Origin of the sequence: Tabrizicola fusiformis, from assembly GCF_013328815.1 — a bacterium.
GTDB lineage: Bacteria > Pseudomonadota > Alphaproteobacteria > Rhodobacterales > Rhodobacteraceae > Fuscibacter.
Map to the genome: position 1 here is coordinate 266,596 of NZ_JABUHN010000007.1, position 21,247 is coordinate 287,842.

Below are 21,247 nucleotides of genomic sequence, written 5' to 3' on the forward strand. Positions count from 1 at the left end.
CGAGACCCCACGCCAGCATGTGACGAGCACAGGAGAATAACAATGACACAGTTTGAGGAGCCGGTCTATGGGGTCGCCCCCCTGGACAATGTCAGCCGCCTCTCGGCGCTGATTATGCGCTGCCAGGATCGCCACGATGGACTGCCCGGCATGGGATGTCTGTATGGCCGCTCAGGGTTGGGCAAGACCACGGCAGCGATCCATGCGGTGAATGCCTATAACGCCTGCCACATCGAGGCGCTGCCGGTCGGCGGCACCAAGAGCCTGATGAACATGCTTGTGATCGAGATGGGTCTGAAGCCGCAGCCCACCACCGAAAAACTGTTCATGCAGGCCGTCAGCCACTTGTTGAAGTCGCCGCGGACGGTGCTGATCGATGAGGCCGACCAGGTCCTGAATGACCGCAGCATCGAGCTGATCAGGCGCCTGCATGACATGACGCAGGTGCCGGTCATCCTGCTCGGTGAGGAGATGCTGCCGCAGAAGCTGCAGCGCTGGGAGCGGGTATCATCCCGCATTTTGGGATTTGTCGGCATGGCCGAGGCCACGGCGCGCGATGTTGACCATCTGGCGCGCATCTATGCCAAGGGCCTCGATCTTTCCGCCGAACTCAAAGCCCAAATCCTGCGCGCCAGCCGCGGGTCGATCCGTAACGTCGCCACCAACCTGGCCGGTGTCGCGGAATATGCGATGGTGCGGGGCCTGTCGCGGCTGGACGGGGATGCTCTTGGCGGACAGCCGCTGCATACCGGCGAGGCCCCCGCCCCGCGATATGTGGCCTCGAACCGCCCGTTGCGGCGCGGAGCGGCAGCATGAGCCCGCGCCAGCGCATGTCTGTTCAGGCACAGGTTGCCGATGACTGCTGGGCTGCGGCCCTGCGGCTGCGGGTGTTCCGCACCGCCGATCTGGCCGCCGATGTGGGTATCGGTGCCCAAACTGCCCGCAAGATGATCCACAACTGGCTCGCTGAAGGGGCTGTGCATCCGCTGGGCGATGCCCGATCCGACCAGACGGTTTACCGCGTAGACACTGACTTCGTGCGATTGCCCGGCCCTCGGAGCGCCGAACAGAACCTTTGGGATTCGATGCGCAAGAAGGGGGGGCAGGCATTCACGCCGACCGACCTCTCCTGCCATGCAACAACCGATCACTTGACGGTCAGCTCTGCCGAAGCCGCCGCATATTGTCAGGCGTTGCTTAAGGTCGGCTACCTCCGCGTCAAGCGCCGCGCCGCCCCGGCGATGGGGCGCGAGGCCCTCTATCAGCTGGCCAATTTGACCGGGCCGAAAGCCCCGGTGATCCGCCGCGTCCGGGCGATCTGGGATCAGAACACCGATGCCCTGTTGGTTCTGGAGGATCGGAAATGATCCAGACCCCCATCGACATCGCCCGGGCTGCCTATGGCAAGGATTTGCCCGATTGGGTCGAGGCGCTGGCGCTGGCCTGTGGCCGCAGCAGCCAGGCCGCTGTCGCGCGCCAGCTGGACCGCTCCGGTGCGGTCGTCAGTCAGATCCTGCGGGCCATCTATCCGGCCAAGACCACGCAGATCGAGGAGCGGGTGCGTGGCGTCCTCATGAACGGGACGGTCGAGTGCCCGGCGCTTGGCCTTTTGCCGATCCAGATTTGCCAGGATCACCGCCAGCGGGCGCGCGAGTCCGTAATCACCAATTCGCACCGCGCGCGGATGCAGCGCGCCTGCAGCAACTGCTCCCGCAATCAGAAGGAAGGCCAGGAATGAACCTTCAGAGACCCGCGCCCACGGCGGGCGCAGTTGGCCGCCGTATCCGCATCCAGATCGAGCGTTACGGGCTGACCGTCGCCCGCGCTGCGCGCGAATGCGATATGTCGGTGCCGAGCCTTGAAACCTACCTCTACGGCAAGAGCCTGCCCGGCGCGTTCGCCCTCGCCAACCTCGCCAATGGCCTGCGCTGCAGCGCGGATTGGCTGCTGTTCGGGGATGCAGATGCCTGATCCCGCCCGCTGGACCATGGATGAGATGCGCCGCCTCGCCGCGCGGGGCGTCCTGAAGGTGGACCTGCTCGGCCATCGCGGCACCACGCTGGTGACCTGTGAGGAGGTAGCGGCCATGGCGGCCGTCATCATCGCGGCCGGCGCGCTGCCGCCCGGCCTCCTGAAACCCGAAAACATCAAGAGGGAAACCGAATGACCTCCTATCCCCCGGCCACTATCCCGACCGGCCGTGTCACCATCGACGGTGTCGAACGCATCGTTGACGGCGACGGCGGCCTGATCCCCGTCTCGGCCGTCAAGCCCCAGCACCTGCTTGAGGATGATCTCGTCCGGCAGGAGATCGGCCATGCGGTCGCGCTGTCGGAGCAGCTGTCGCGCTTCCTCGGCCATTTCGTGGAGAACCTGACCGCCTACGAGCAGCTGGTTGCGGAGCGTTATGGCGCTCGCGTCGGTGGCAAGAAGGGCAACAAGACCCTGATGACCTATGACGGCCTGTTCAAGGTCACGGTGCAGGTTGCTGACAACGTGGTGTTCGGCCCCGAGCTGCAGATCGCCAAGTCGCTGGTGGACGAGTGCCTGACCGACTGGACGGCCTCTGCCGGGGCCGAGCTGCAGGCGGTCATTCAGCGGGCCTTTAACACCGACAAGGAAGGCCAGATCAACCGCGCAGCGCTCTACAGCCTGCTGCGTCTCGATATCGCCGACGAGCGCTGGAAGAACGCCATGCAGGCGATCCGCGATGCCATGCGCGTGGTCGGATCAAAGTCCTACGTCCGGTTCTACCGGCGCCCGGCCGCCGATGCCGCCTGGCAGGCAATCACCATCGATCTGGCAAAGGCGTGATCATGTCCGACAACCCCTCCTCCGTCCAGTATGCCCTTGGCGTCAGCATCGGGCACCTCCTGTCGAAAGCCCTGAGCGAGGGCGCAAGCTATGATGAGGTGATCGCCACGCTCCAGAACTGCCTCGGCATCTGTAGGTTCAACGCGGCGATCTCCGCAGAGCGCGCTATCACCGGCAAGCCCGCAGGGAGAGCATAATGCTCGTCCGGCTGGATATCACCCTCAGGGGCGGCGCCTGGGAGTTCGGCGCGACACGCGCCGATGCGAGCAGGGAGTTGGCTGCTACTCTCCGAGCTTTTGCGGACCGGCTCGAAGCCTCGAACGACGACAATGCTTGTGGCGAGATCGTCGACGATCTGTCCGAAGCCATCATTGGTCATTTTTCATTTTCGATCAGGGATGGGGAGGCGGGATGATGGTCGCCTACAGCTTCAACCGGCGCTTTGAGCTGGCCGTCCGCGAGGGCTGGAAGACCCAAACCATTCGGGCAGGCCGGTTGCGCCATGCGCGGCCTGGCGAGCTGATCCAGCTCTTCGTCGGGATGCGGACCCAGCATTGCCGGAGGATCTGCGACGATGTCCGTTGCACCGATGTGATGCAGGTTTGTATCAGCTTCGATGCCGAGGGCGAGATCGACCGGATCGAGACCGACGGCGTCCCGGTGCGTGACCTCGATGCCTTTGCCGTCCGCGATGGTTTTGTCGGCGCTTCGGACATGGCCGCCTTCTGGCGCGCGCAGAACGGCCAGCGACCGGGCAGCACCTTCAGTGGCTACCTGATCGAATGGGCCACCCCCAGCACCGAGAAGGCCCGGCAGCGCCACCCTGCCACCGGCATTGGGGAGTGACGCTGTGGCGATCAGAGCCAACCTTTCGGTCGCGCTGCGCGAGATCGACCGCGACCCCCGCGGCCAATGTCTGGCGACGACTGAGGGCAACGTGAATGGCCTGCCCTTCGATGTGACCGTGACCGAATACGAAATGCACTTCGCCTTCGCTGATCGCGCCGGGCCCAGCTTTTCCGTCAGCCTCAATGACCTCGCCCGGCAGGCGACCACCGCCATCGAACTGCTGATCACCGGCAAACGCCCGATGCTTTGACCCCAGAAGGAGACCGCCATGAGTGGCAAGATTTCCGACCCGATCCTCTCTCTGGTGGCCGCAGAATGACCGCCCTCCTGAAAACCATCCACGTCGCCTGCCGCCAACTCGGACTGGACGAAGACACCCGCCGCGATCTGCAGGTGGTGACCACCGGCAAGGCGAGCCTGACGGAAATGACCCCGGCGGAGCATGAGGCGGTGCTGTCTGCGCTCAAGGCCCGCGGCTTTCGTGCGGTCCCGGCATCGCGCGGCAAGAAAGGCTGGCGCAATCCGGCCTCGCGCGCCGATGTGCGGATGTGCCATGTGCTTTGGGGCAAGCTCGTTAAGGCCGGAGCCGTCGAGCTGCCCGGCGCGACTATCCGACCTTTCAACGCTGTCTTTGCTGGCGATTGAACAGGCCCTTAAACGACGCGAATGCCTTTCGATCGAAATGCGCAATGTTCCCGGCAAAGAGCAGAAGATGGTGGTCGATGCCGTCATGGCGCATCTGCGCGGGCGGATCGTCGGCGCGGCCTTTGACGCCACCGGCATGGGCTGGACCGTGGCCGAAGACATGGGTCGCAAATACGGCCTGCGCGAAGACCCGCAAGGCGCGGGCGTCGTCATGGCGCTGAAGTTTACCGAAGAGTGGTATCGGCTGGAAATGCCGCCCCTGAAGGCCGCTTTCGAAGACAACAGCCTCGCCCTGATCCGTGACGTCGAGCATGTCGGCGATTTGCGCATGGTCAAGGTGATCCGGGGCATCCCGCGGGTGCCGCCGGTGCGCGAGGGCGAGACGGGCAAGAAGCGCCATGGCGACTATGCGATCGCTCTGGCTCTGGCCTATTGGGCCAGCCGCATGCGCTGGACCGAATACAGCTATGTCGCGACCGGCGCCGCCGTCCTGCCGGATGGTCCCATCGGTGCCGACGATGACGATTCCTATGAGCGCTACGATTCGCTGACGCATGCGCTGCGGAGGATCTTCTGATGCGGCGGAAGTTGGCGATGAACCGCTGGCGCCCACGTTTTGCGATCCTGCCGACGCGAATGGACAATGGACGCCTCGTCTGGCTCCGCCATTTCGAAGAAATGAAGACACAGCTTCGCGACACCGAATACGACGACATGCCGTACATCGTCACCCGCCGTCGCCTGCAGCCTGAACGGATGATCCCATGAGCCGCACACCCCAGCTCCTCGACGCCTATGGCCGCCCAATCAACCGCATGACGGTCTCGCAGCCGGTTGGCGGAGCCACGCTTGGCGGGGTCCGCAGCCCGATCACCGGCTATCCAGGCGATGGCCTGACGCCAGCGCGGCTGGCCAACATCCTGCGCGAGGCCGACATGGGTGACCCGCTGCGCTATCTGGAACTGGCCGAGACGATCGAGGAGCGCGATCTGCACTACCTCGGCGTTCTCGGCACCCGTCGCCGCGCGGTCAGTCAGATCAAGGTCACCGTCGAGGCCGCGTCCGAGTCGGCGGAGCATGAGGCCCATGCAAAGATGGTCCGCGATTGGCTGGACCGTGATGAATTGCAAGAGGAGCTGTTCGACATTCTGGATGCCATCGGCAAGGGCTACAGCCTGACCTCGGTCACCTATGAGCATTCGTCCGGCCAGTACCTGCCGCGCCTTGATCGCCAGGACCCGCGCTGGTTTCGCTTTGACCGCCGGGACCTTGCAACGCCTCTTCTGCTGGATGACCAGGGCGTCGAGAAACCGCTCGATCCCGGTCGCTGGATATTCGCCCGCCTTCAGGCGAAGTCGGGGCTGCCGATCCGCTCGGGCCTGGCCCGGGCTGCGATGTGGGCCTATCTCTTCAAGATGTATACCCAGCGTGACTGGGCAATCTTCAGCCAGACCTATGGCCAGCCTGTCCGCGTCGGCAAGTTCGGACCCGGGGCAAGCGCGGAGGACAAGCAGACCTTGTTCCGGGCCGTCGCCAATATTGCCGGTGACATGGCGGCGATCATCCCTGAAAGCATGATGATCGAGTTCATCGAGAGTGGCAACGTCGGGGCCGGTCATGCAATGTACAAGGAGCGTGCAGACTGGCTGGATCAGCAAGTGTCCAAAGCGGTGCTTGGCCAGACGGCGACCACAGATGCCGTGACTGGCGGGCTTGGTTCAGGCAAGGAGCACGGAGATGTCCGTTCGGACATCAAGAAGGCTGATGCGCGTGCGCTCGCGGCGGTGCTGAACCGCGATTTGATCCGGGTTTGGGTGCAGCTGGAACACGGTCCACAATCTGCATTTCCGCGCCTGAAGATTGAAGAGGAAGAACAGGAGGACCTCAAGGCGCTGGCTGATGCCTTGGGGCCACTTATCGATCGGGGTCTGGAGGTCGAGCAGCAGGAAATCCTTTCGCGGTTCGGACTGCCTGAAGCCAAAGCTGGCGCCAAATTGCTCCGTCCGGCGGTCGCTGTTGCCAAGGAAGCCGACCAGCCGCCGCCATCTTCGGAGATTAAACGCAAACCCGGCGATATTAAACGGGTCGGCGCCTTGGCGGGCATCGGTGCCGCCCTGCAGTCCGAAGACGCGCTGGCGGCCCGCAAATCGACGTCCGGGCCGGAGGAGCTTTTGACCGATCGCATGTCAGAAGACGCTCTTGGCCCGACCGAAGCGCTGCTGACCCGGATCGAGGCGATGGTCGGCGCCGCGGGCAGCCTGGAAGAGTTGAGGCAAATGCTGGTCGAGGGCTTCCCCGCCCTCGACGTCGGCGATCTGACCGAAGTGATCGCACAGGGGCTCATGGCAGCCAACCTCGGAGGGCGGGTGGCTGTCGAGGATGAAGCGACGTGAAGCCTGCTGTCCTTGCTACCTTCCGCCAGCCGTTTCGCTTCCAGGTAGCCGCCTGGCGGCTTCGGCTAAACCAGCTGCAGCCGACGCGCGACTGGCAGGATGTCTGGCAAGCGCAACACGATCGGGCGTTCATGGTTGCAGGTGCGATGCGCGCGGACATTCTTGCCGATCTTGCGGCGGCGGTGGACCGGGCCATTGTTCAGGGCGGAACCATTGAAGACTTTCGCCGGGACTTCCGCGCAATCGTCGCGGCCAAGGGTTGGCAGATTTCAACGGCGGGTCAGGGGACAGAAAAAGGCGAGGCATGGCGGACGAGGGTGATCTACAAGACCAACCTCGCCACAAGCTATGCAGCCGGCCGCTGGGCGCAGCTGCGAGAGGCGGGATATCCATACCTGGTCTATCGCCATGGCGGCAGTCTCGAACCACGCCCGCAGCACCTCGCCTGGGATGGTCTGGTCCTCGAGGCAGATCATGCATTCTGGGCAACACATGCCCCGCCGAACGGCTGGGGCTGCAGCTGCTACATCAACGGTGCCCGGTCGCTGGATGCCTCCCGCCGCCTGGGTGGAAAGCCGGGCAAGGTCCTGCCTCAAGGCTGGGAACGGCACGACCCGAAGACCGGTGCCCCTGTTGGCATCGACAAGGGCTGGGCCTATGGACCGGGTTCCAGCGTCATGCAGGAGGTCTCCGGGCTCGCCGCAGCGCCAGCTCGCTGGCCCTATGGTATTGCGAAAGCCTATATGGAGTCTGTGCCGATCGGCATCCGCGATGACTTCGCTCGCGCCTATAGGGCAGCGCCATCTACGGCAGATGCGGTCCAGCGATTTGTCGATGCGGTCCCGAAGACTGGGTCGATCGATGACGCCGTCCAGATGATCACCTTGGGACAGCTGACCTCGGCCGATGCGGAGCGCATCTTCAGTCTGACTGGCGAGACGGTGACTGGCTTTGATTTCGCGCTGGACGCAACCGGCGTGCGGCATGCCTTCAATCAGCATGGAAATTCGCAGTCCGAAGAACTGCGAGGGCAACGGGCGATCACCGCAGCCGACTTTGCGAGCGTGCCTCTGACCCTGAATGTCGCCGATCCCGCTGGCATCAGCTATGTCGGCCTGAACAACAACATCCATCTCATCAGTTGGCGGCGCGATATTGGCGGCGAGGCTGTGACTGTTCTGTTCGAACTGCGAAAGAAGCGTCGGCGCCTGTCGCTCTTGACGATGTGGGTCAAGGCTGCAACTGGCAGGCCCCCTCCCTTGTCGCCCTGAGCGTCTCTGTGCCCGTAACACAGCGGGTAGATGCATCCTGCCAGCCTTGGAAAGGTATCAATGTTCACCGTCGAACTCAAGGATCAGGCCGTCACCGCTGCGCTCATGCGCGCCTATGCGGAAATGGAAGATGCAACTCCGCTGATGCAAGATATCGGTGAGCTGCTTACGGAATCGACCAAGCAGCGGTTTCTGAATGGTCGGGCGGCTGACGGAACTGTCTGGGCGCCCAACTCAGCATCTACGCTGGCAAGGAAAAAAGACCCGCGACCGCTCTTTGGCGAGACCCGTTCTCTTTCGTCGCAGATATTCAGCGAAGCGGGAAGGGATCAGGTTGAAGTCGGGTCTAACCGCATTCAGGCGGCCACGATGCAATTCGGCGCAGCCAAAGGGGCCTTCGGAACGATGGCAAACGGTAGCCCTATCCCCTGGGGCACCATCCCTGCCCGACCTTTCCTCGGCATATCCGCCGAAGACCGGGATGGCATACTGGAGGCGATTGCGGCATGGATGTCGGGGGCGCTCACTGCGCCTTGACCGAAAGGCAGCGTCCGTGCAGGCTGATGTTGCGCGGCTCCGATTGACGCCCCCACAAGGTCTTGCGGATTAATTCGCAAAAGCCAGTGCGCGATAGTCGCGCCATGAGCAAGCGCGCATCCCTCCCCCTCGTCGCCCTGGCAGCGGCCATGGACCTTCCCGAAAGCGAAGGTGCGCCCGAATGGGTGCATCTGCTGCCTGCGGCGCAAGGTGAAATTCAGACCTATGACAACCGCGGTCCCTACCGGATCGCCGACATCGAGGCCGTCATTGCCGCATCGATGCAATCCGAACGCGGCATGCCTGTGGACGAGAATCACGCGACCGACACGGCGCTGGCGAACGGCCTTGGCGCCCCCGCCCGCGGCTGGATCAAGGAACTGCAGTCCCGCGCTGATGGGCTATGGGGCCGGGTGGAATGGACCAAGGCGGGTCAGGCATTGCTGGCTGATCGCGCCTATCGCGGGATCTCGCCTGTCTTCAATCACCTCGCCGACATGACCATCACGCGGGTGCTCCGCGCCTCGCTGACCAACAAACCCAACCTGAAGGGGCTCGTCGCCCTGAACACGGAGAGTGACATGAACCTCGCAGCCATTGCCAAGGCAACGGGCCTCGGTGACGACGCGACCGAGGAGGCGATCATCGCCGCCATCGGCAAGTTGAAGAAGCCCGCCGATACGGCGATGCAGTCGGCCCTGGTCGAGATCGGTGTTGCCCTGGGTGTCGATGGAGGCGATCCCGCGCAGGTACTCGCCGCCGCGAAGGCAGCCAAGACCGGCGACAGCGCCATTACCGCGCTGCAATCCGAGTTGACGAAGGTGACCGGACAGCTGACTGCGCTGCAAACCGAAGGCGCCAAGGCCAGGGCGACCACCTTTGTCGATGGCGCCATCGCGCAAGGCCGCGTCGGCGTGAAAGTGCTGCGCGATCATTACATCGCGATGCACTGCGAAGACCCGGCCCGCGTTGAAAAGGAGATTGGCGCGCTGCCGGCCTTTGGCACGAGTGGCCAGATCTTTGCGCAGCCGCCCGCCACGGGTGCCGAAATCACCTCACTGAATGTCGAGCAAACGCAGGTCGCTGACCAGTTGGGCATTCCTCGTGACAAGTTCCTCGCCGCTCTGCAGGCGGATGCCAAGAAGGAGGCCCGCTGATGGCCGCGCTCACCGAAAACCGTTCAACCGTGCAGATGGCGTCGGGCGACCGCGCCGGGCTTCTTGGCGCCAGCCAGACCATCTTCGCCGGGGCGCTGCTGATGCGCAACGTCTCTGGCCATATCATCAAGGGGGCCACCGCCACCGGCTCTTTTGGTGTCGGTCGCGCGGAGACCGCCGGGGCCAGTACGACCGCCGGGGTCACCAACCAGACCTTTCGCGAGGGCATCTTCCGCTATGCCAACTCGGCCTCGGGTGACCTGATCGCCACCGCCGACATCGGCACCGTTTGCTACATCGTCGATGATCAGACGGTGGCCAAGACCAGCGGTTCGGCCACCCGCTCGCCGGCCGGTGTCGTTGTGGACGTCGACGCCCTGGGCGTCTGGGTCCGCTTTGACGAAGCCCTCACCCGCGCCATGCTTTCCTAAGGAACCCCATCCATGCAAGTGAACTCCGCAACTCTGCAGGCGCTGCGTGTCGGCTTCAACACCGAGTACCAGAACGCCTTCGATGCAGTGCCGAAGATGAAGGATCGCGTCGCCAAGACGATCCGCTCCACCACTGCCATGAACACCTATGGCTGGCTGAAGGGACTGACGGGCCTGCGCGAATGGATCGGCGCGCGTCAGATCGACAACCTTTCGGAAGCCTCCTACACGCTGTTGAACAAGCACTTCGAGAAGACGGTTTCCGTCAACCGGAACTTCATCGAAGACGACAATCTGGGCATGTACTCCGAGGGCTTCACCCTCATGGGCGATGGCGCCGCGCGTCTGCCCGAAGAGCTGGTCTGGGGTCTGCTGAAGGCTGGCTTTGCGACCAACTGCTGGGATGGTCAGTATTTCTTCGACACCGATCACCCGATCATGTTGGCCGATGGCACGATGTCCACCTATGCCAACACCGATGGTGGCGGCGGCACGCCCTGGTTCCTGATGTGCACCAACCGGCCGCTGAAGCCGATCATCTATCAGGAACGCAAGGCGCCGGTCTTCACCGCCAAGGATCGTGAGACCGATGACAACGTGTTCGAGCGCAACGAATTCACCTACGGCGTCGATACCCGCTGCAATGTCGGCTACGGCCTGCCCCAACTGGCATGGGGGTCGAAGCAGACTCTGAACGCCACGAATTATGCCGTCGCGCGCACCGGGATCATGGGCATGAAGGCGGATGGCGGCGGCCCCCTGGGTCTGATTCCGAACCTCCTGGTGGTTCCGCCGTCGCTTGAAAGCGCTGGTCGCAAGCTGCTGAACTCGGAAAACGCCTCGGGCGGCGAGACCAACGAGTGGAAGGGGACTGCCGAGCTGCTGGTTGTGCCCTGGCTGACCTGATCCGGGCGGTCGGTTTGACAGTGGGGGCGGCAGGCCCGCCCCCATCAGCAAACTGAAGGAGCCCGAGATGAACGATCAGCAACCGCAAACGGAAACCACCGAACCGACGCAGGCCGCGGCCGAGACCCAGAGCAAGGCCAAGACGGCAAAGGTATCGAAGACGGCCCCGGAGAAGGTCGCGCCGCCGCCGAGCGTTGTGGTCAAGGGCCCGGCGGTGGGCCGTTGGCGCGCAGGCCGCCATTTTGGCGCCGAGCCCGTGACCATCCCGCTGGATGATCTGACCGAGGCGCAGCTGCTGGCGCTGCAGTCCGACCCCGAACTTCTCGTTCAGGTCACGGCCCCGCCCTACTGAATACCCGAGCGAAAGGACCGATCGCGGGCCTGCGGAACAACGGGCAGATGAGACCCCCGCCGCAGGTGGTCCGAGTAGGCGAGGCGTCCCGCGCGAGGCGCCTGCAACGTCTGATGATGGACGAGACAGACCGGAGAGACGGTCACCGCAATTCAAGGTTCCCCGATGCCCTACTGCACCCTCTCCCTGCTGGCAGCCCGTTATGGCGAGCAACTTCTGGTCATGCTGACCGACCGCGGGCCGGTTCCGACAGGGGCCGTGGATACTGCCGTACTTGACCGGGCGGTCGCCGATGCCGATGCGGTGATCGATGGGTATCTGGCGGGGCGCTATGTGCTGCCGCTGGCTGCCATCCCGCCACTGATCGCCGGTCTGTCGCAGGTTCTGACCCTCTGGAACCTGCATGTCAGCACGCCAGAGGGCAAGGTGAAAGCCGACTACGACGCCGCGATGGCCCAGCTGCGCGACATCGCGCGCGGTACGATCCGGCTTCCTGATGCTGCAGGGATCGAGCCTGCGGGCAGCGGCTCGGATGGGGTGCTAGCGGTGGATCGCGAGCGCCCGTTCACCGAGGCCAGCATGAAGGGCTTCATCTGATGATTGCTGCACTGTCCATCATCGAGCGGCTCCGCGAGCAGGTGGCTGATTTGCAGTCGGTCGATGGTGCGGCCGAACTGGCTGCCGTGCTCGGCGCCGGGCCGCAGGTTCATGCCCGTCCTCGCGCTTTCGTGGTGCCGCTTGGTCTGCGCGGGTTGGAGGTCCAGTCGTTCTCAGGGTCTTACGTTCAGGAGATCGAGGTGACCTTCGGGGTCTATCTGGTCTTCAACGCCGCCGCGGATCGCACCGGCGCCCGCACCCTTGCTGATGTAGGAACCGTCCAGTTTGCCGTGATCGCCGCGCTATGCGGCTGGACGCCCGCGGGATCGGAGGTGGCCGGTGATTTTCGGCTGGCCCGCGCCCAGCTTGCCGATCTGAGACCGGGCCAGGTGGCCTATGCCCTCGAATTTTCCGCAAAAGATCAGCTGAGGTTCCCGTGACCAAACTTCCCACTCCCGCCCCCGCAGCGCCGTTGCCCGCCTCCGGTGGCAGCTTCGTCCGCGACAAATCCGGCGCTCTGGTGCCGGAAAACCCGCCTGCGGCGTCTTCGCCTGCGGCCATGACGAAGGAAGCCTGATATGGCTCAATTCTGGCATAAGAAGGTGCTCCTGGCCAAGATCGAGACGGTCTATGGCACAGACTCGGTTCCGACCGGGGGTGCAAATGCGATCCTCGCTAAGAACATCAGGCTGTCGGCGATGGAAGGAAGCGACACCAGCCGCGAACTCGATTTCGCCTGGTTTTCGGCGCAGCCGACGATTCCGGCTGAACTCTATCAGAAGATCAGCTTCGATGTGGAGTTGGCTCCGTCCGGCACTGCCGGCACTGCCCCGGCATGGGGCCCCTTGCTGCGGGCCTGCTCTGTCGCCCAGACAATCTCGGCCGGCACCTCGGTCACCTTCAATCCGATCACCAACGCCCCGGAATCAGCGACGATCTACCTGCACAATGACGGCAGCCGCTACCGGCTGCGCGGCAGCCGAGGCACAGCCAAGTTCCGGCTTTCGCCGCAGGGCATTCCCTATATCGAGTTCGAGTTCCATTCGCTCTGGGAAGCGCCGTCCGCACAAACCGATGCGGTTCCCACCCTGACCGCATTCCAGAAGCCGATCATCGCGTCCAAGACCAACACCCCGACCTTCACCATCGGAGGTGCGGCAATGGTGGCGCGCGATTTCGCGCTGGACCTCGGCAACCAGCTCGAGCGCCGCTTCCTGTTCAACGCCGACGAGATCATCATTTCGGACCGCGCCGAAAGTCTTGATGTCAGCGTCGAGAGCCAACCGCTGGGCACCTGGAACCCGTTCGCAGTTGCGGCCGCCCAGGGCACAGTTGCGGTCGTGGTGGCACACGGCACCGCGGCCGGCGCCATCGCTACCCTTACGGTGCCGACCGGCCAGGTGAAGCGCCCCGGCGCGCTGCAGGAATACCAGCGCCGCACCGAATGGCCGATCTCGATTACTCCGCTGCCGTCCGCTGGCAATGACCAGTGGACGCTGGTCCTGACCTGACCCCGCCCCATCCGGAGAAGCCCCGATGACGCTGAAGATTGCCAAGAACCCTACCTTTGCCACGACCGCCACGATTTCGGTGCCGACCGACGAAGGCGCCGTCGACCAGACCTGCCGCGTGCGGTTTCGCATCCTGCCGAAAGAGGACTGGGAACTGCCGACACCCGAATTTGTCGCGCGGGCGGTGCTGTCGATCTCCGATCTCGTCGATGATGAAGGCAAGGAATTGCACTGGACCGAAGCCGTGGCGGCGCGGGTGCTCGCACTGGAATTCATGCAGCTCGGGCTGTTGCAGGCCTACTCGGCCGGAGTATCGGGCGCCAAGACGGGAAACTGATCTGGGCGGGGCGGGCCTGGGCATCCGGCGCCCTGCAGAAAGGCGCCAACGAAACCGCCGAGGACTGCGCCGCCTGGGGTCTCGACACGGCGCTGTTCGAAACGCCGGACGACGAAGACGAGGGGCTTTGGCCCGAGCACATGCCCACGCTGGGCGCCTTCCTCGCCGTATCGGGGCAGTGGCGGATCGTCAGTACTGAGGGGGGAGTCTCGTGGCAGGGCCTCGACTACACGGCCGTCCAGGCAGGACTCTCTCTCGCCGGAATCACGCTGACACCCGCCGAATGGGCGGATGTCCAGATAATTGAAGCAGCCGCAACTGCGGCGTTGAACGGTCGTTAAATGAGCCTGCTGTTCTCCCTTCTGCTGAAAATGGACGCCCAGCAGGCGAAGGCGGAACTGCGGGCACTGCAGAGCGAGCTTGGGAAATCCGGAGCGCAGTCGCAGGTGTTGGCCACGGGTGCGAAAGCCGCTGGAGGCGCCGTCGACGGCTTGGGCGACAAGGCAGCCGGCGCGGCGGGCCAGATTGATGCTCTTGCGCGATCCAAGATTAAGGCCGCTCAAGCGTCGGCCGCGATGGAGAAGTCTAACAGAAGCGCACAAGCATCTCTTGGCAACCTGGTGGCCAACTTCAACGACATCGGCGTGATGATGGCGGCGGGGCAGAACCCGCTGCAACTGGCCATCCAGCAAGGCACGCAGATCACCCAGGTGATCGGGCCCATGGGCGCTGCGGGCGCTGCGCGGGCGCTTGGCGGGGCTTTCCTGACCATGCTGAGCCCGATCAACCTTGTGACGCTGGGGGTGATCGGCTTCGGTGCCGCCGCGATCCAGTGGCTTTCGGGCAGCAGCGAAGAAGTCGTGACGCTTGAAAAGCGGATCACTGATCTGCAATCTGCGATCGACGCGCTCGACAAGGCCAACAAGCGGGCCTCGATGTCGGCGACCGAAATGCGCAAGGAGTTCGGGGCTGCGACCCCGGAAATGCGCCAGGCGCTGATCGATCTAGCCAACATCGCAAAGGTCGATGCCTTCGAAAAACTCCGCGCATCAGCTGGCGCGATGCGGGATGAAGTTCTGGGACGGTCCTTCTGGAGTGCCGATGACCGCTCGACGGAGTCGGTGGCCCAGGACTTCCTTGGCCTGAGCAATTTCTACCAACAGAACAGGGACGCCGCAGCGGTTTTTGCCGGCAACCTGAATGTGCTGCGCAGCACCGCCGATGAGTCGATCCGCCTGCGGGCGGCGCTGGACCTCAAGGCCCAGATGGAATCGACCCTCGGCGGCTATGACCGGATGAACGGCGCGCAGCGGCAGCTTTACAACGGGCTGACCGAACTTGTGTTCCAGATGGGTCTGCTGGGCGTCAAGGCGGACGCTGCTGCCTCCGGAATGGACAAGGACCTGATCGCCCGTCTCGGTCGTGCGGTGGCGCGTGGTGAAAAGGATCAGGGGGCGGACCGCGCGGCTCAGGAAGAGCTTGCGATCCTGCAGCAGCAGGCGGCGATCCGGGCCGTCGATGCGCAATACGGTCGGGATTCCGCGGCCGCTGCCCTCGCGCGGCTGGAGGCAGAACGGCAGGTGCATGCGGCGCTGGTTGACGCCAGCGGTGCCTCTGACGCCTTGAAGCTCGAGCTTCTGGCAGCCTGGGATGCCGCAAACGGGCTGGCGCAGGCCCGGATCGCTGCGGCGATCGAAGCGGCGCTCGGCCCCGCATCACGGCTTTCCGGTCTGCTGCGCGAGGCGGCAGGTTGGTTTGCCAGGGTATCTGCAGAGGTTGCTGCAAATCAGCAGCTCGACCAGATGAAGATCGAGTTTTCACCTGGCGGTCAGGCGCTGAAAGCCTATGGCTCGCGCAGCCCGGTTCAGACGCCGTCCCAAAAGGCGCTGGAAGAACGCAATACTCCCAAGGCGGTGGGTGGTACTTCCGCCGGAGCAGGGGCGGCTAAAGCCGAAAGCAACGCTGTGGCCGAGCTGATCAAGCGGCTGCGCGAAGAACAGGACGTCCTCCGAGAGACCGATCCGGTCAAGAAGGAGATGTTGAAATACCGTGAGCAGCTGGCCGGCGCGAGCGCGAAAGAGCGCCTCGAGGTCGAACAACTGATCCGGGCGGAACAGCAGCTTGAAGCAGTCCGATCAGCGGCCGACTTCCTTTCGTCATCTGCCGCCGACGCGCTCGACGCCCTGATCGTCCGCGGCGAGTCTGCGATTGATGTGGTAAAGAACCTCGCGCGCGCGCTGCTGTCGGCGGCAGCGCAGGCGTTCATGCTGGGCACTGGCCCGCTTGCAGGTCTGTTGGGCACCTCCGGCTCGATCCTCTCCCTGCTTCTGCCGCGCAGGGCCGCAGGCGGCGAGGTTGCGGCAATGGCATCAGGTGGCCAGCGGATCGCGTCGGATGCACGCCGCAGCCCTGCCCGCGCCCTGACCGGCTTCCGTGAGGCTAGGGCGCGCGACTGGTCCGGGCTGATCACAGGGCCGGGCGGGCCGCGGGAAGACCGCATCCCTACCTGGCTGTCGGCGGGTGAATATGTCGTCAACGCCGCTGCCACTGCGCAATACCGCCCGGTGCTCGAACGCATCAATTCCGGCCAGGGGCTTGCGTCGGGCGGGCCGGTCGGCAGTGGCTGGCGGACTTCTGGCCGTTCAAGCGGCGGATCGACCGGGGATATCGGGTCCGGCCCGATCGTGCTGCAGGTCAATGTCAGCGGCGCGCGCGGCAACGCCGAAATCGCGGAGATGGCCTACAATGGCGCGGCCAAAGCGATCCAGGCCTATGATCGACAGGTACTGCCATCGCGGCTGAGGGGCTTCTCGGGCAAGTCGCGGGAGGTAGGCTGATGGCTGTCCTGAGCTTCCCTCTTTCCATTGCCAACTTCTTCGGCCTGCTCCCGATCTCCCAGATCAGCTTTGACACGCCAGAACAGGTAGTCGTGAACCGGACGGCTGGCGGCGAAATCCTCGACGCCGATGTCGGGCCGATGCTCTGGACCGGAACGGTCGCACTTGGCCGCCTCACCCGGAGCGAGGCTGCTTCGCCAGACGTGCTGTTGGATGTTTTACGTCCTGCCGGGCGGACATTCTATGCCTACGATACGCGCCGACCGGGCCCATTGCTCGACACGTCAGGTACCATTCTGGGGGCAGCCGTGCCGCTGATCGCCTCAGTGCCGTCCGCCCGCGAATTGTCCCTGTCAGGCCTGCCCGTGGGCTATCAACTGTCGCGCGGCGACTATCTGGCCTTCGACTATGGCAGCCCGGCGCGGCGGGCGCTGCATAGGCTGGTGGGCTCGGCAACCGCGAACGGCTCGGGTGTGACGCCGGCGTTCGAGATCACGCCCATGCTGCGCCCTGGTGCCACGGTTGGTGCGACCGTGACCTTGGTGAAAGCAGCCTGCCGTGCCCGGCTGGTGCCGGGGCAAACCAGCAAAGGCCAGAGCCGTTCGGTGATTACCGAGGGGATCACGTTCCAGTTCATTCAAAGTCTGGGAGGCTGATATGCGCGACTGGTCCGCACCAGAACTGACCTATCTGCAGAAGCGTGGCGGACTTATGATCCGCGCCCTGGTCTGGGTTACTGCCCGTGATCGTAGCACGGGCTTGCCGCAGACGATGGGGCTATGGACCGGCGAAGAGGATCGCGAATTCGTAATCGGCGGGGTGACACGCCTCTATCATGGGGCAGGCCCTTTCATCGGGATCGAGCCGATCGTGATGACGACCGGCGTACAGGTCCGAATGCAGCGCCTGCAACTGGCCAGCTTCTCGGCCGAGGTCCAGCAACTGGCCCTTGGCTATGATGTCTCGCTGGCGCCTGTGGAGATACACCGCGCGCTCTACGACCCCGAAACAGGCGACTTGATCGACGAGCCGAAGCTGGCTTGGAAAGGGCAGATCGACCAGTTGCCGCTGCCAACCGCCGAGGTGGGCGGCGAAGCGGTGGCGGATGTTCAACTGGCTTCGAGCGCCCGCGATCTGACCCGGGGCCTGACACTGACCAAATCGGATGCTGTCCAGCAGCTACGCGGAGGTGATCGGTTCCGTCGATATCAGGACGTCACGGGGAAGGTGGCCGTGGTTTGGGGAGCCAAGCGGGCGACCGCGGGGACGGCGGGCGGCAGTGCAACTCGAGACGGGATCGGCGGATGGAAGGGTCCAAGCCATGCGTAAAGCCGACTGGAAGGCTTGTCTGACGGACTACGTGGCGGGGCTCGCACAGCGCCCGTTCGAACCGGGGCTCAACGATTGCGCCCTGTTTGCTGCCGGTGCCGTGGCCGCAATGACCGGCAGTGATCCGGCGCATGGCTGGCGAGGCCGATACCGGACCCTGCGGGGCGGGCTGCGGCTGCTGCGCAAGCAGGGCTATACCGACCAGATCGCCTACGCGGCGTCGCTTTTGCCAGAGATTCCGGTGGCCTTTGCTGCACCGGGCGACCTTGCAGTTGTCAACTCACCTGCCGGACCTGCATTGGGCGTGGTTCAGGGCGAAGGTGTCTATGTTCTGACCCCTGTCGGTCTGGGCCTGCTGCCCCTGCTGTCCGCCACGCGCGCCTTTCGGGTGGACTGAGATGGGCGCAGTATTCGTAGCTCTTCTGGCGAATGGTGCCGGTGTCGCAGCCGCCTTCAGCGCGACGACCCTTGGCACATTTCTGACCACAACGATCGCCGGGCGCCTCCTGGCCTCAGTGGCAGTTTCGGCACTGCAGGCGGCGCTGGCGCCACGCCCGCGCAATCCCGGCATTACAACCGAAGTGACCCAAAGCGGCGGAGCGCTGCCATCAAGCTTCATTCTGGGCGATTATGCGACGGGCGGCGACATGGTCTGCCCGCCTATGAGTCATGGGTCCACAGGCAAGACCCCGAATGCCTATCTGACCTACGTCATCAGTCTGGGCGATATCGCGGGTCAACAACTCGCAGGCATGATCATTGACGGCGAGGTCGTCACTTTCTCCGGCACCGCCCATGCAGATTATGGCACGCCGGCCACCGGCCGCTTGGCGGGCTATGCCTGGGTCAAGTATCACGACGGCACCCAGACAGTGGCGGATGCGATGCTGCTGGCAAAGTACGGCAGCTATCCGGAGCGGCCCTGGACCAGCGACATGATCGGCACGGGCGTTTGCTATGCCATCGTGACCTTCCGCTTCAACACCAAGCTCTTCTCGGGCTTTCCGCAGTGCCGCTTCGTGATGACCGGCATCCCGCTCTATGACCCGCGCAAGGACAGCACGGCGGGCGGATCGGGCAGCCATCGGTGGAACAACCGGGCCACCTGGGAACTCACCCGCAATCCGGCCGTCATGGTCTACAACATCAAGCGCGGCATCGAGGTGCCGGGCCTCGGGATTTGGGGTGGCCGCGTGGCGGCGCCCGACCTGCCGTTGGCGAACTGGTTTTCGGCGATGAACAGCTGCGATGTCGCCGTGTCACTGTCGGCGGGCGGCACCGAGCCAGCCTTCCGGGCCGGGTTCGAAGTGACCGTCGACATGGAGCCTGCGGCGGTGATCGAGGAATTGTTGCGCGGCGCCGGGGGCCAAGTGGCCGAAAGCGGCGGGCTGTGGAAAATCCGCGTCGGCGGCCCCGGGCTGCCAGTCTGGTTCATGACTGATGACGATGTGGTCATCACACAGCCGCAGGAGTTGGACCCGTTCCCGACGCTTGACCAGCGGCAGAACGGCATTGCGGCCACCTATCCTGATCCAGAGGCACTCTGGGAGCCGAAGGAAGCCCCGCCACGGTATTCCAGCACCTGGGAAGCCGAAGATGGCGGTCGCCGCCTGGTGGCCGCATTGCAACTCAATGCGGTACCGTACCCTAATCAGGTGCAACGGATCATGGCCGCCTATATCGCCGACGAGCGGCGATTCCGTCGCCATGCCCTGACATTGCCCGCAGATGCCGCGACAGTGGAGCCGCTGGACACGATCAGCTGGACCTCGGCCCGGCTGGGCTATGCGGCCAAGCTCTTCGACGTGGCCGAGGTCGCCGATGATGTGCAGACCCTGCTGCAGCGCCTGTCTCTGCGCGAGGTCGACCCTGCCGACCAGAGCTGGTCAACGGGAATGGAACGGCCCTTCGAGGCTGCATCGACATCGCCCGTTGAACCTGCGGCACAGACCGTCCCCGGCTGGGCTGTGGCGCCCTATGGGATCGCCGATGACACAGCCGCCGATCGACGCCCCGCAATCCTGCTCACATGGGATGGCGACGAAATGGATGGCTGCACCGGCCTTGAATGGGAGGTACGGCTGGCCGGCGGCGCAGCCGTGTCGCAAGGTGCCACAACGAACGTTTCGGCCGGTGAAGCGGTGATTTCGGATGGCCTTCTGGCCGCGACCGAATACGAAGTGCGGGCACGACAGGTCGCACTCTGGGCCACCGACTGGACCGATTGGGAGGCGGTGACGACTGACGACATCCTGCTCGGGCGCGTGGATGTGAACGGCACCCACCCGCAGGCAGGCGTGGTCGGGCCACTGACGATGTCGGGCGGTGCGCAGGTTCAATGCACCCTCTCCTGGGGGCCGACCGGGGCCTCCAGCATCTGGCTGCGCGGCGTGACCTTCCGCGCTCGCAAGATCAGCGGTGCGCTGGCCACCGTCACGCTGAAACTGCAGCGCAGGACCAAGGAGGCTGGCACCTGGTCCGCATGGATCGACCGCAACACCTGGGACATCACCTCCTCCGCCTGGGATCAGTACACCTCCTCGGCAACCGTCGTCGGCAATTACGAGGACGTCGAGGAGCGCCTGCTCTCGGACTGCTCCGATACCCAGACCAACGCGCTTTCCAACATCACCATGATCGCCACGGACATCATCAAATGATCAGCTTTGCCCAGATGCGCGCGGACGATCCCCGGCTTCCGTCAGCCTTTGGATCGGCACCCAACCTGCCGGAAGGCGCCATCGCCCTGCCGCGTGGGGCTGATGTGACGGCCCTGATGCGGATGATGCTGGTCGATGGTGTCTGGGTCGCTCGCCCCCGGCCGATCGTGCAGACGGACCAGACCGGCGTGACCACGGTGACGCTGGCCGAGGCGCCGGCAGGCACGACATGCCGGATCATTGATCTGCTGACCGACGATCTGCTCTTCGCTGGCCCGGTGCCAGAGCCCGCAATCTGGACGCTGCCCGATCCCGGCCATTACGCGGTCGAGATCGACCCGCCTCTGCCCTGGCTGCCCGTCAGCTTTCGTCTGGAGGTGGCGGCATGACCGTGGTCCGCCGCAATCCAGCCAGCATGGCCCGTCTGGCCGAAGCCGAAGCGCAGGCCGCGCGTGAGCTGGCCCGGGAAGCCCGCCGCGCCGCCTTCGCGGCCGAGGCTGACCCGCTCTACTTCAAGGTCCAACGGGGAGAGGCATCGCAATCCGAATACGACGCCCTGGTCGCGGCGATCCGCGCCCGCCATCCCTATCCGAAGGAGCCGATCAATGGCTGAGACCTGCA

General features: G+C 64.5%; 33 protein-coding genes. All 33 read left to right on the forward strand.

The window, feature by feature from the left end:
• The first annotated feature begins 42 nt into the window (after positions 1 to 42).
• The 33 genes from HS053_RS13430 (at position 43) to HS053_RS13590 (ending at position 21,239) form a co-directional block, all read left to right on the forward strand.
• Positions 43 to 816 carry an AAA family ATPase gene (locus HS053_RS13430; RefSeq protein WP_174211755.1) on the forward strand — a complete coding sequence of 258 codons (774 nt, stop codon included), beginning with the start codon at positions 43 to 45 and terminating at the stop codon, positions 814 to 816.
• A complete protein-coding gene (locus HS053_RS13435; protein WP_174211756.1) occupies positions 813 to 1,367 on the forward strand; it encodes a hypothetical protein in 555 nt (184 codons plus the stop codon). Before HS053_RS13430 ends, HS053_RS13435 begins: the two co-directional genes overlap by 4 nt.
• Entirely contained in the window at positions 1,364 to 1,738 is a 375-nt protein-coding gene (locus HS053_RS13440) for a hypothetical protein (protein WP_194245564.1), read from the forward strand. Before HS053_RS13435 ends, HS053_RS13440 begins: the two co-directional genes overlap by 4 nt.
• Positions 1,735 to 1,971 carry a helix-turn-helix domain-containing protein gene (locus HS053_RS13445; protein ID WP_174211757.1) on the forward strand — a complete coding sequence of 79 codons (237 nt, stop codon included), beginning with the start codon at positions 1,735 to 1,737 and terminating at the stop codon, positions 1,969 to 1,971. The genes HS053_RS13440 and HS053_RS13445 overlap by 4 nt, the downstream gene beginning before the upstream one ends.
• Complete coding sequence (locus HS053_RS13450) at positions 1,964 to 2,167, forward strand: hypothetical protein (RefSeq protein WP_174211758.1); 204 nt, start codon at positions 1,964 to 1,966, stop codon at positions 2,165 to 2,167. The genes HS053_RS13445 and HS053_RS13450 overlap by 8 nt, the downstream gene beginning before the upstream one ends.
• Positions 2,164 to 2,814, forward strand: coding sequence for a DUF3164 family protein (locus HS053_RS13455; RefSeq protein ID WP_174211759.1), 651 nt, complete (start codon positions 2,164 to 2,166; stop codon positions 2,812 to 2,814). Before HS053_RS13450 ends, HS053_RS13455 begins: the two co-directional genes overlap by 4 nt.
• A 2-nt stretch (positions 2,815 to 2,816) precedes the next feature.
• A complete protein-coding gene (locus HS053_RS13460; protein WP_174211760.1) occupies positions 2,817 to 3,011 on the forward strand; it encodes a hypothetical protein in 195 nt (64 codons plus the stop codon).
• A complete protein-coding gene (locus HS053_RS13465) occupies positions 3,011 to 3,229 on the forward strand; it encodes a hypothetical protein (RefSeq protein ID WP_174211761.1) in 219 nt (72 codons plus the stop codon). Before HS053_RS13460 ends, HS053_RS13465 begins: the two co-directional genes overlap by 1 nt.
• On the forward strand, positions 3,226 to 3,660 hold the full coding sequence (locus HS053_RS13470) for an ASCH domain-containing protein (protein WP_174211762.1): 435 nt from the start codon (positions 3,226 to 3,228) through the stop codon (positions 3,658 to 3,660). The genes HS053_RS13465 and HS053_RS13470 overlap by 4 nt, the downstream gene beginning before the upstream one ends.
• Positions 3,661 to 3,664: 4 nt before the next feature.
• Positions 3,665 to 3,913 (forward strand): hypothetical protein, encoded by a 249-nt coding sequence (locus HS053_RS13475; protein ID WP_174211763.1) that lies wholly within the window; start codon positions 3,665 to 3,667, stop codon positions 3,911 to 3,913.
• A gap of 65 nt (positions 3,914 to 3,978) precedes the next feature.
• Positions 3,979 to 4,308: a regulatory protein GemA gene (locus tag HS053_RS13480; RefSeq protein WP_174211764.1), complete on the forward strand. Its 330-nt coding sequence runs from the start codon at positions 3,979 to 3,981 to the stop codon at positions 4,306 to 4,308.
• 37 nt (positions 4,309 to 4,345) lie between these two features.
• Positions 4,346 to 4,885 carry a hypothetical protein gene (locus HS053_RS13485; RefSeq protein ID WP_206677606.1) on the forward strand — a complete coding sequence of 180 codons (540 nt, stop codon included), beginning with the start codon at positions 4,346 to 4,348 and terminating at the stop codon, positions 4,883 to 4,885.
• A gap of 17 nt (positions 4,886 to 4,902) precedes the next feature.
• Positions 4,903 to 5,076 (forward strand): hypothetical protein, encoded by a 174-nt coding sequence (locus HS053_RS13490; RefSeq protein ID WP_174211765.1) that lies wholly within the window; start codon positions 4,903 to 4,905, stop codon positions 5,074 to 5,076.
• Complete coding sequence (locus HS053_RS13495) at positions 5,073 to 6,701, forward strand: DUF935 domain-containing protein (protein ID WP_174211766.1); 1,629 nt, start codon at positions 5,073 to 5,075, stop codon at positions 6,699 to 6,701. Before HS053_RS13490 ends, HS053_RS13495 begins: the two co-directional genes overlap by 4 nt.
• Positions 6,698 to 7,972, forward strand: a complete 1,275-nt coding sequence (locus tag HS053_RS13500) for a phage minor head protein (RefSeq protein WP_174211767.1) — start codon at positions 6,698 to 6,700, stop codon at positions 7,970 to 7,972. Before HS053_RS13495 ends, HS053_RS13500 begins: the two co-directional genes overlap by 4 nt.
• Before the next feature lie 60 nt (positions 7,973 to 8,032).
• Positions 8,033 to 8,509, forward strand: a complete 477-nt coding sequence (locus HS053_RS13505) for a phage virion morphogenesis protein (RefSeq protein ID WP_174211768.1) — start codon at positions 8,033 to 8,035, stop codon at positions 8,507 to 8,509.
• A 104-nt stretch (positions 8,510 to 8,613) separates the two neighbouring features.
• Positions 8,614 to 9,666, forward strand: coding sequence for a phage protease (locus HS053_RS13510; protein ID WP_174211769.1), 1,053 nt, complete (start codon positions 8,614 to 8,616; stop codon positions 9,664 to 9,666).
• Entirely contained in the window at positions 9,666 to 10,097 is a 432-nt protein-coding gene (locus HS053_RS13515) for a hypothetical protein (protein ID WP_174211770.1), read from the forward strand. The genes HS053_RS13510 and HS053_RS13515 overlap by 1 nt, the downstream gene beginning before the upstream one ends.
• A gap of 12 nt (positions 10,098 to 10,109) precedes the next feature.
• The gene (locus HS053_RS13520) at positions 10,110 to 11,003 is read left to right on the forward strand and encodes a Mu-like prophage major head subunit gpT family protein (protein WP_174211771.1); all 894 of its coding nucleotides are present in this window, start codon (positions 10,110 to 10,112) and stop codon (positions 11,001 to 11,003) included.
• A gap of 67 nt (positions 11,004 to 11,070) precedes the next feature.
• On the forward strand, positions 11,071 to 11,355 hold the full coding sequence (locus HS053_RS13525; RefSeq protein ID WP_174211772.1) for a hypothetical protein: 285 nt from the start codon (positions 11,071 to 11,073) through the stop codon (positions 11,353 to 11,355).
• Between the two features lie 165 nt (positions 11,356 to 11,520).
• On the forward strand, positions 11,521 to 11,952 hold the full coding sequence (locus tag HS053_RS13530) for a gp436 family protein (protein WP_174211773.1): 432 nt from the start codon (positions 11,521 to 11,523) through the stop codon (positions 11,950 to 11,952).
• The gene (locus HS053_RS13535) at positions 11,952 to 12,392 is read left to right on the forward strand and encodes a phage tail terminator protein (protein WP_174211774.1); all 441 of its coding nucleotides are present in this window, start codon (positions 11,952 to 11,954) and stop codon (positions 12,390 to 12,392) included. Before HS053_RS13530 ends, HS053_RS13535 begins: the two co-directional genes overlap by 1 nt.
• Positions 12,389 to 12,529 (forward strand): hypothetical protein, encoded by a 141-nt coding sequence (locus tag HS053_RS13540; RefSeq protein ID WP_174211775.1) that lies wholly within the window; start codon positions 12,389 to 12,391, stop codon positions 12,527 to 12,529. The genes HS053_RS13535 and HS053_RS13540 overlap by 4 nt, the downstream gene beginning before the upstream one ends.
• Position 12,530: 1 nt before the next feature.
• Positions 12,531 to 13,463: a phage tail tube protein gene (locus tag HS053_RS13545; RefSeq protein WP_174211776.1), complete on the forward strand. Its 933-nt coding sequence runs from the start codon at positions 12,531 to 12,533 to the stop codon at positions 13,461 to 13,463.
• A gap of 25 nt (positions 13,464 to 13,488) precedes the next feature.
• Positions 13,489 to 13,800 (forward strand): hypothetical protein, encoded by a 312-nt coding sequence (locus HS053_RS13550; protein ID WP_174211777.1) that lies wholly within the window; start codon positions 13,489 to 13,491, stop codon positions 13,798 to 13,800.
• Between the two features lie 92 nt (positions 13,801 to 13,892).
• Positions 13,893 to 14,141: a DUF1799 domain-containing protein gene (locus HS053_RS13555; RefSeq protein ID WP_277817067.1), complete on the forward strand. Its 249-nt coding sequence runs from the start codon at positions 13,893 to 13,895 to the stop codon at positions 14,139 to 14,141.
• Positions 14,142 to 16,637, forward strand: a complete 2,496-nt coding sequence (locus HS053_RS13560; protein ID WP_174211779.1) for a phage tail length tape measure family protein — start codon at positions 14,142 to 14,144, stop codon at positions 16,635 to 16,637.
• Positions 16,637 to 17,293 (forward strand): hypothetical protein, encoded by a 657-nt coding sequence (locus tag HS053_RS13565; protein WP_174211780.1) that lies wholly within the window; start codon positions 16,637 to 16,639, stop codon positions 17,291 to 17,293. Before HS053_RS13560 ends, HS053_RS13565 begins: the two co-directional genes overlap by 1 nt.
• A gap of 1 nt (position 17,294) precedes the next feature.
• On the forward strand, positions 17,295 to 17,966 hold the full coding sequence (locus HS053_RS13570; protein WP_174211781.1) for a hypothetical protein: 672 nt from the start codon (positions 17,295 to 17,297) through the stop codon (positions 17,964 to 17,966).
• Positions 17,959 to 18,363, forward strand: coding sequence for a DUF6950 family protein (locus HS053_RS13575; protein ID WP_174211782.1), 405 nt, complete (start codon positions 17,959 to 17,961; stop codon positions 18,361 to 18,363). The genes HS053_RS13570 and HS053_RS13575 overlap by 8 nt, the downstream gene beginning before the upstream one ends.
• 1 nt (position 18,364) lies before the next feature.
• Complete coding sequence (locus tag HS053_RS13580; protein ID WP_174211783.1) at positions 18,365 to 20,626, forward strand: phage tail protein; 2,262 nt, start codon at positions 18,365 to 18,367, stop codon at positions 20,624 to 20,626.
• Complete coding sequence (locus HS053_RS13585; protein WP_174211784.1) at positions 20,623 to 21,015, forward strand: hypothetical protein; 393 nt, start codon at positions 20,623 to 20,625, stop codon at positions 21,013 to 21,015. The genes HS053_RS13580 and HS053_RS13585 overlap by 4 nt, the downstream gene beginning before the upstream one ends.
• Positions 21,012 to 21,239: a hypothetical protein gene (locus tag HS053_RS13590; RefSeq protein ID WP_174211785.1), complete on the forward strand. Its 228-nt coding sequence runs from the start codon at positions 21,012 to 21,014 to the stop codon at positions 21,237 to 21,239. The genes HS053_RS13585 and HS053_RS13590 overlap by 4 nt, the downstream gene beginning before the upstream one ends.
• Positions 21,240 to 21,247: the final 8 nt, after the last annotated feature.

Bases quoted from the DNA above. Each gene is read 5' to 3' on its own strand.
- HS053_RS13430 (WP_174211755.1), top strand. From the start codon at position 43: ATGACACAGTTTGAGGAGCCGGTCTATGGGGTCGCCCCCCTGGACAAT.
- HS053_RS13435 (WP_174211756.1), top strand. From the start codon at position 813: ATGAGCCCGCGCCAGCGCATGTCTGTTCAGGCACAGGTTGCCGATGAC.
- HS053_RS13440 (WP_194245564.1), top strand. From the start codon at position 1,364: ATGATCCAGACCCCCATCGACATCGCCCGGGCTGCCTATGGCAAGGAT.
- HS053_RS13445 (WP_174211757.1), top strand. From the start codon at position 1,735: ATGAACCTTCAGAGACCCGCGCCCACGGCGGGCGCAGTTGGCCGCCGT.
- HS053_RS13450 (WP_174211758.1), top strand. From the start codon at position 1,964: ATGCCTGATCCCGCCCGCTGGACCATGGATGAGATGCGCCGCCTCGCC.
- HS053_RS13455 (WP_174211759.1), top strand. From the start codon at position 2,164: ATGACCTCCTATCCCCCGGCCACTATCCCGACCGGCCGTGTCACCATC.
- HS053_RS13460 (WP_174211760.1), top strand. From the start codon at position 2,817: ATGTCCGACAACCCCTCCTCCGTCCAGTATGCCCTTGGCGTCAGCATC.
- HS053_RS13465 (WP_174211761.1), top strand. From the start codon at position 3,011: ATGCTCGTCCGGCTGGATATCACCCTCAGGGGCGGCGCCTGGGAGTTC.
- HS053_RS13470 (WP_174211762.1), top strand. From the start codon at position 3,226: ATGATGGTCGCCTACAGCTTCAACCGGCGCTTTGAGCTGGCCGTCCGC.
- HS053_RS13480 (WP_174211764.1), top strand. From the start codon at position 3,979: ATGACCGCCCTCCTGAAAACCATCCACGTCGCCTGCCGCCAACTCGGA.
- HS053_RS13485 (WP_206677606.1), top strand. From the start codon at position 4,346: ATGCGCAATGTTCCCGGCAAAGAGCAGAAGATGGTGGTCGATGCCGTC.
- HS053_RS13490 (WP_174211765.1), top strand. From the start codon at position 4,903: ATGAACCGCTGGCGCCCACGTTTTGCGATCCTGCCGACGCGAATGGAC.
- HS053_RS13495 (WP_174211766.1), top strand. From the start codon at position 5,073: ATGAGCCGCACACCCCAGCTCCTCGACGCCTATGGCCGCCCAATCAAC.
- HS053_RS13505 (WP_174211768.1), top strand. From the start codon at position 8,033: ATGTTCACCGTCGAACTCAAGGATCAGGCCGTCACCGCTGCGCTCATG.
- HS053_RS13510 (WP_174211769.1), top strand. From the start codon at position 8,614: ATGAGCAAGCGCGCATCCCTCCCCCTCGTCGCCCTGGCAGCGGCCATG.
- HS053_RS13515 (WP_174211770.1), top strand. From the start codon at position 9,666: ATGGCCGCGCTCACCGAAAACCGTTCAACCGTGCAGATGGCGTCGGGC.
- HS053_RS13520 (WP_174211771.1), top strand. From the start codon at position 10,110: ATGCAAGTGAACTCCGCAACTCTGCAGGCGCTGCGTGTCGGCTTCAAC.
- HS053_RS13525 (WP_174211772.1), top strand. From the start codon at position 11,071: ATGAACGATCAGCAACCGCAAACGGAAACCACCGAACCGACGCAGGCC.
- HS053_RS13530 (WP_174211773.1), top strand. From the start codon at position 11,521: ATGCCCTACTGCACCCTCTCCCTGCTGGCAGCCCGTTATGGCGAGCAA.
- HS053_RS13535 (WP_174211774.1), top strand. From the start codon at position 11,952: ATGATTGCTGCACTGTCCATCATCGAGCGGCTCCGCGAGCAGGTGGCT.
- HS053_RS13545 (WP_174211776.1), top strand. From the start codon at position 12,531: ATGGCTCAATTCTGGCATAAGAAGGTGCTCCTGGCCAAGATCGAGACG.
- HS053_RS13550 (WP_174211777.1), top strand. From the start codon at position 13,489: ATGACGCTGAAGATTGCCAAGAACCCTACCTTTGCCACGACCGCCACG.
- HS053_RS13560 (WP_174211779.1), top strand. From the start codon at position 14,142: ATGAGCCTGCTGTTCTCCCTTCTGCTGAAAATGGACGCCCAGCAGGCG.
- HS053_RS13565 (WP_174211780.1), top strand. From the start codon at position 16,637: ATGGCTGTCCTGAGCTTCCCTCTTTCCATTGCCAACTTCTTCGGCCTG.
- HS053_RS13570 (WP_174211781.1), top strand. From the start codon at position 17,295: ATGCGCGACTGGTCCGCACCAGAACTGACCTATCTGCAGAAGCGTGGC.
- HS053_RS13575 (WP_174211782.1), top strand. From the start codon at position 17,959: ATGCGTAAAGCCGACTGGAAGGCTTGTCTGACGGACTACGTGGCGGGG.
- HS053_RS13580 (WP_174211783.1), top strand. From the start codon at position 18,365: ATGGGCGCAGTATTCGTAGCTCTTCTGGCGAATGGTGCCGGTGTCGCA.
- HS053_RS13585 (WP_174211784.1), top strand. From the start codon at position 20,623: ATGATCAGCTTTGCCCAGATGCGCGCGGACGATCCCCGGCTTCCGTCA.
- HS053_RS13590 (WP_174211785.1), top strand. From the start codon at position 21,012: ATGACCGTGGTCCGCCGCAATCCAGCCAGCATGGCCCGTCTGGCCGAA.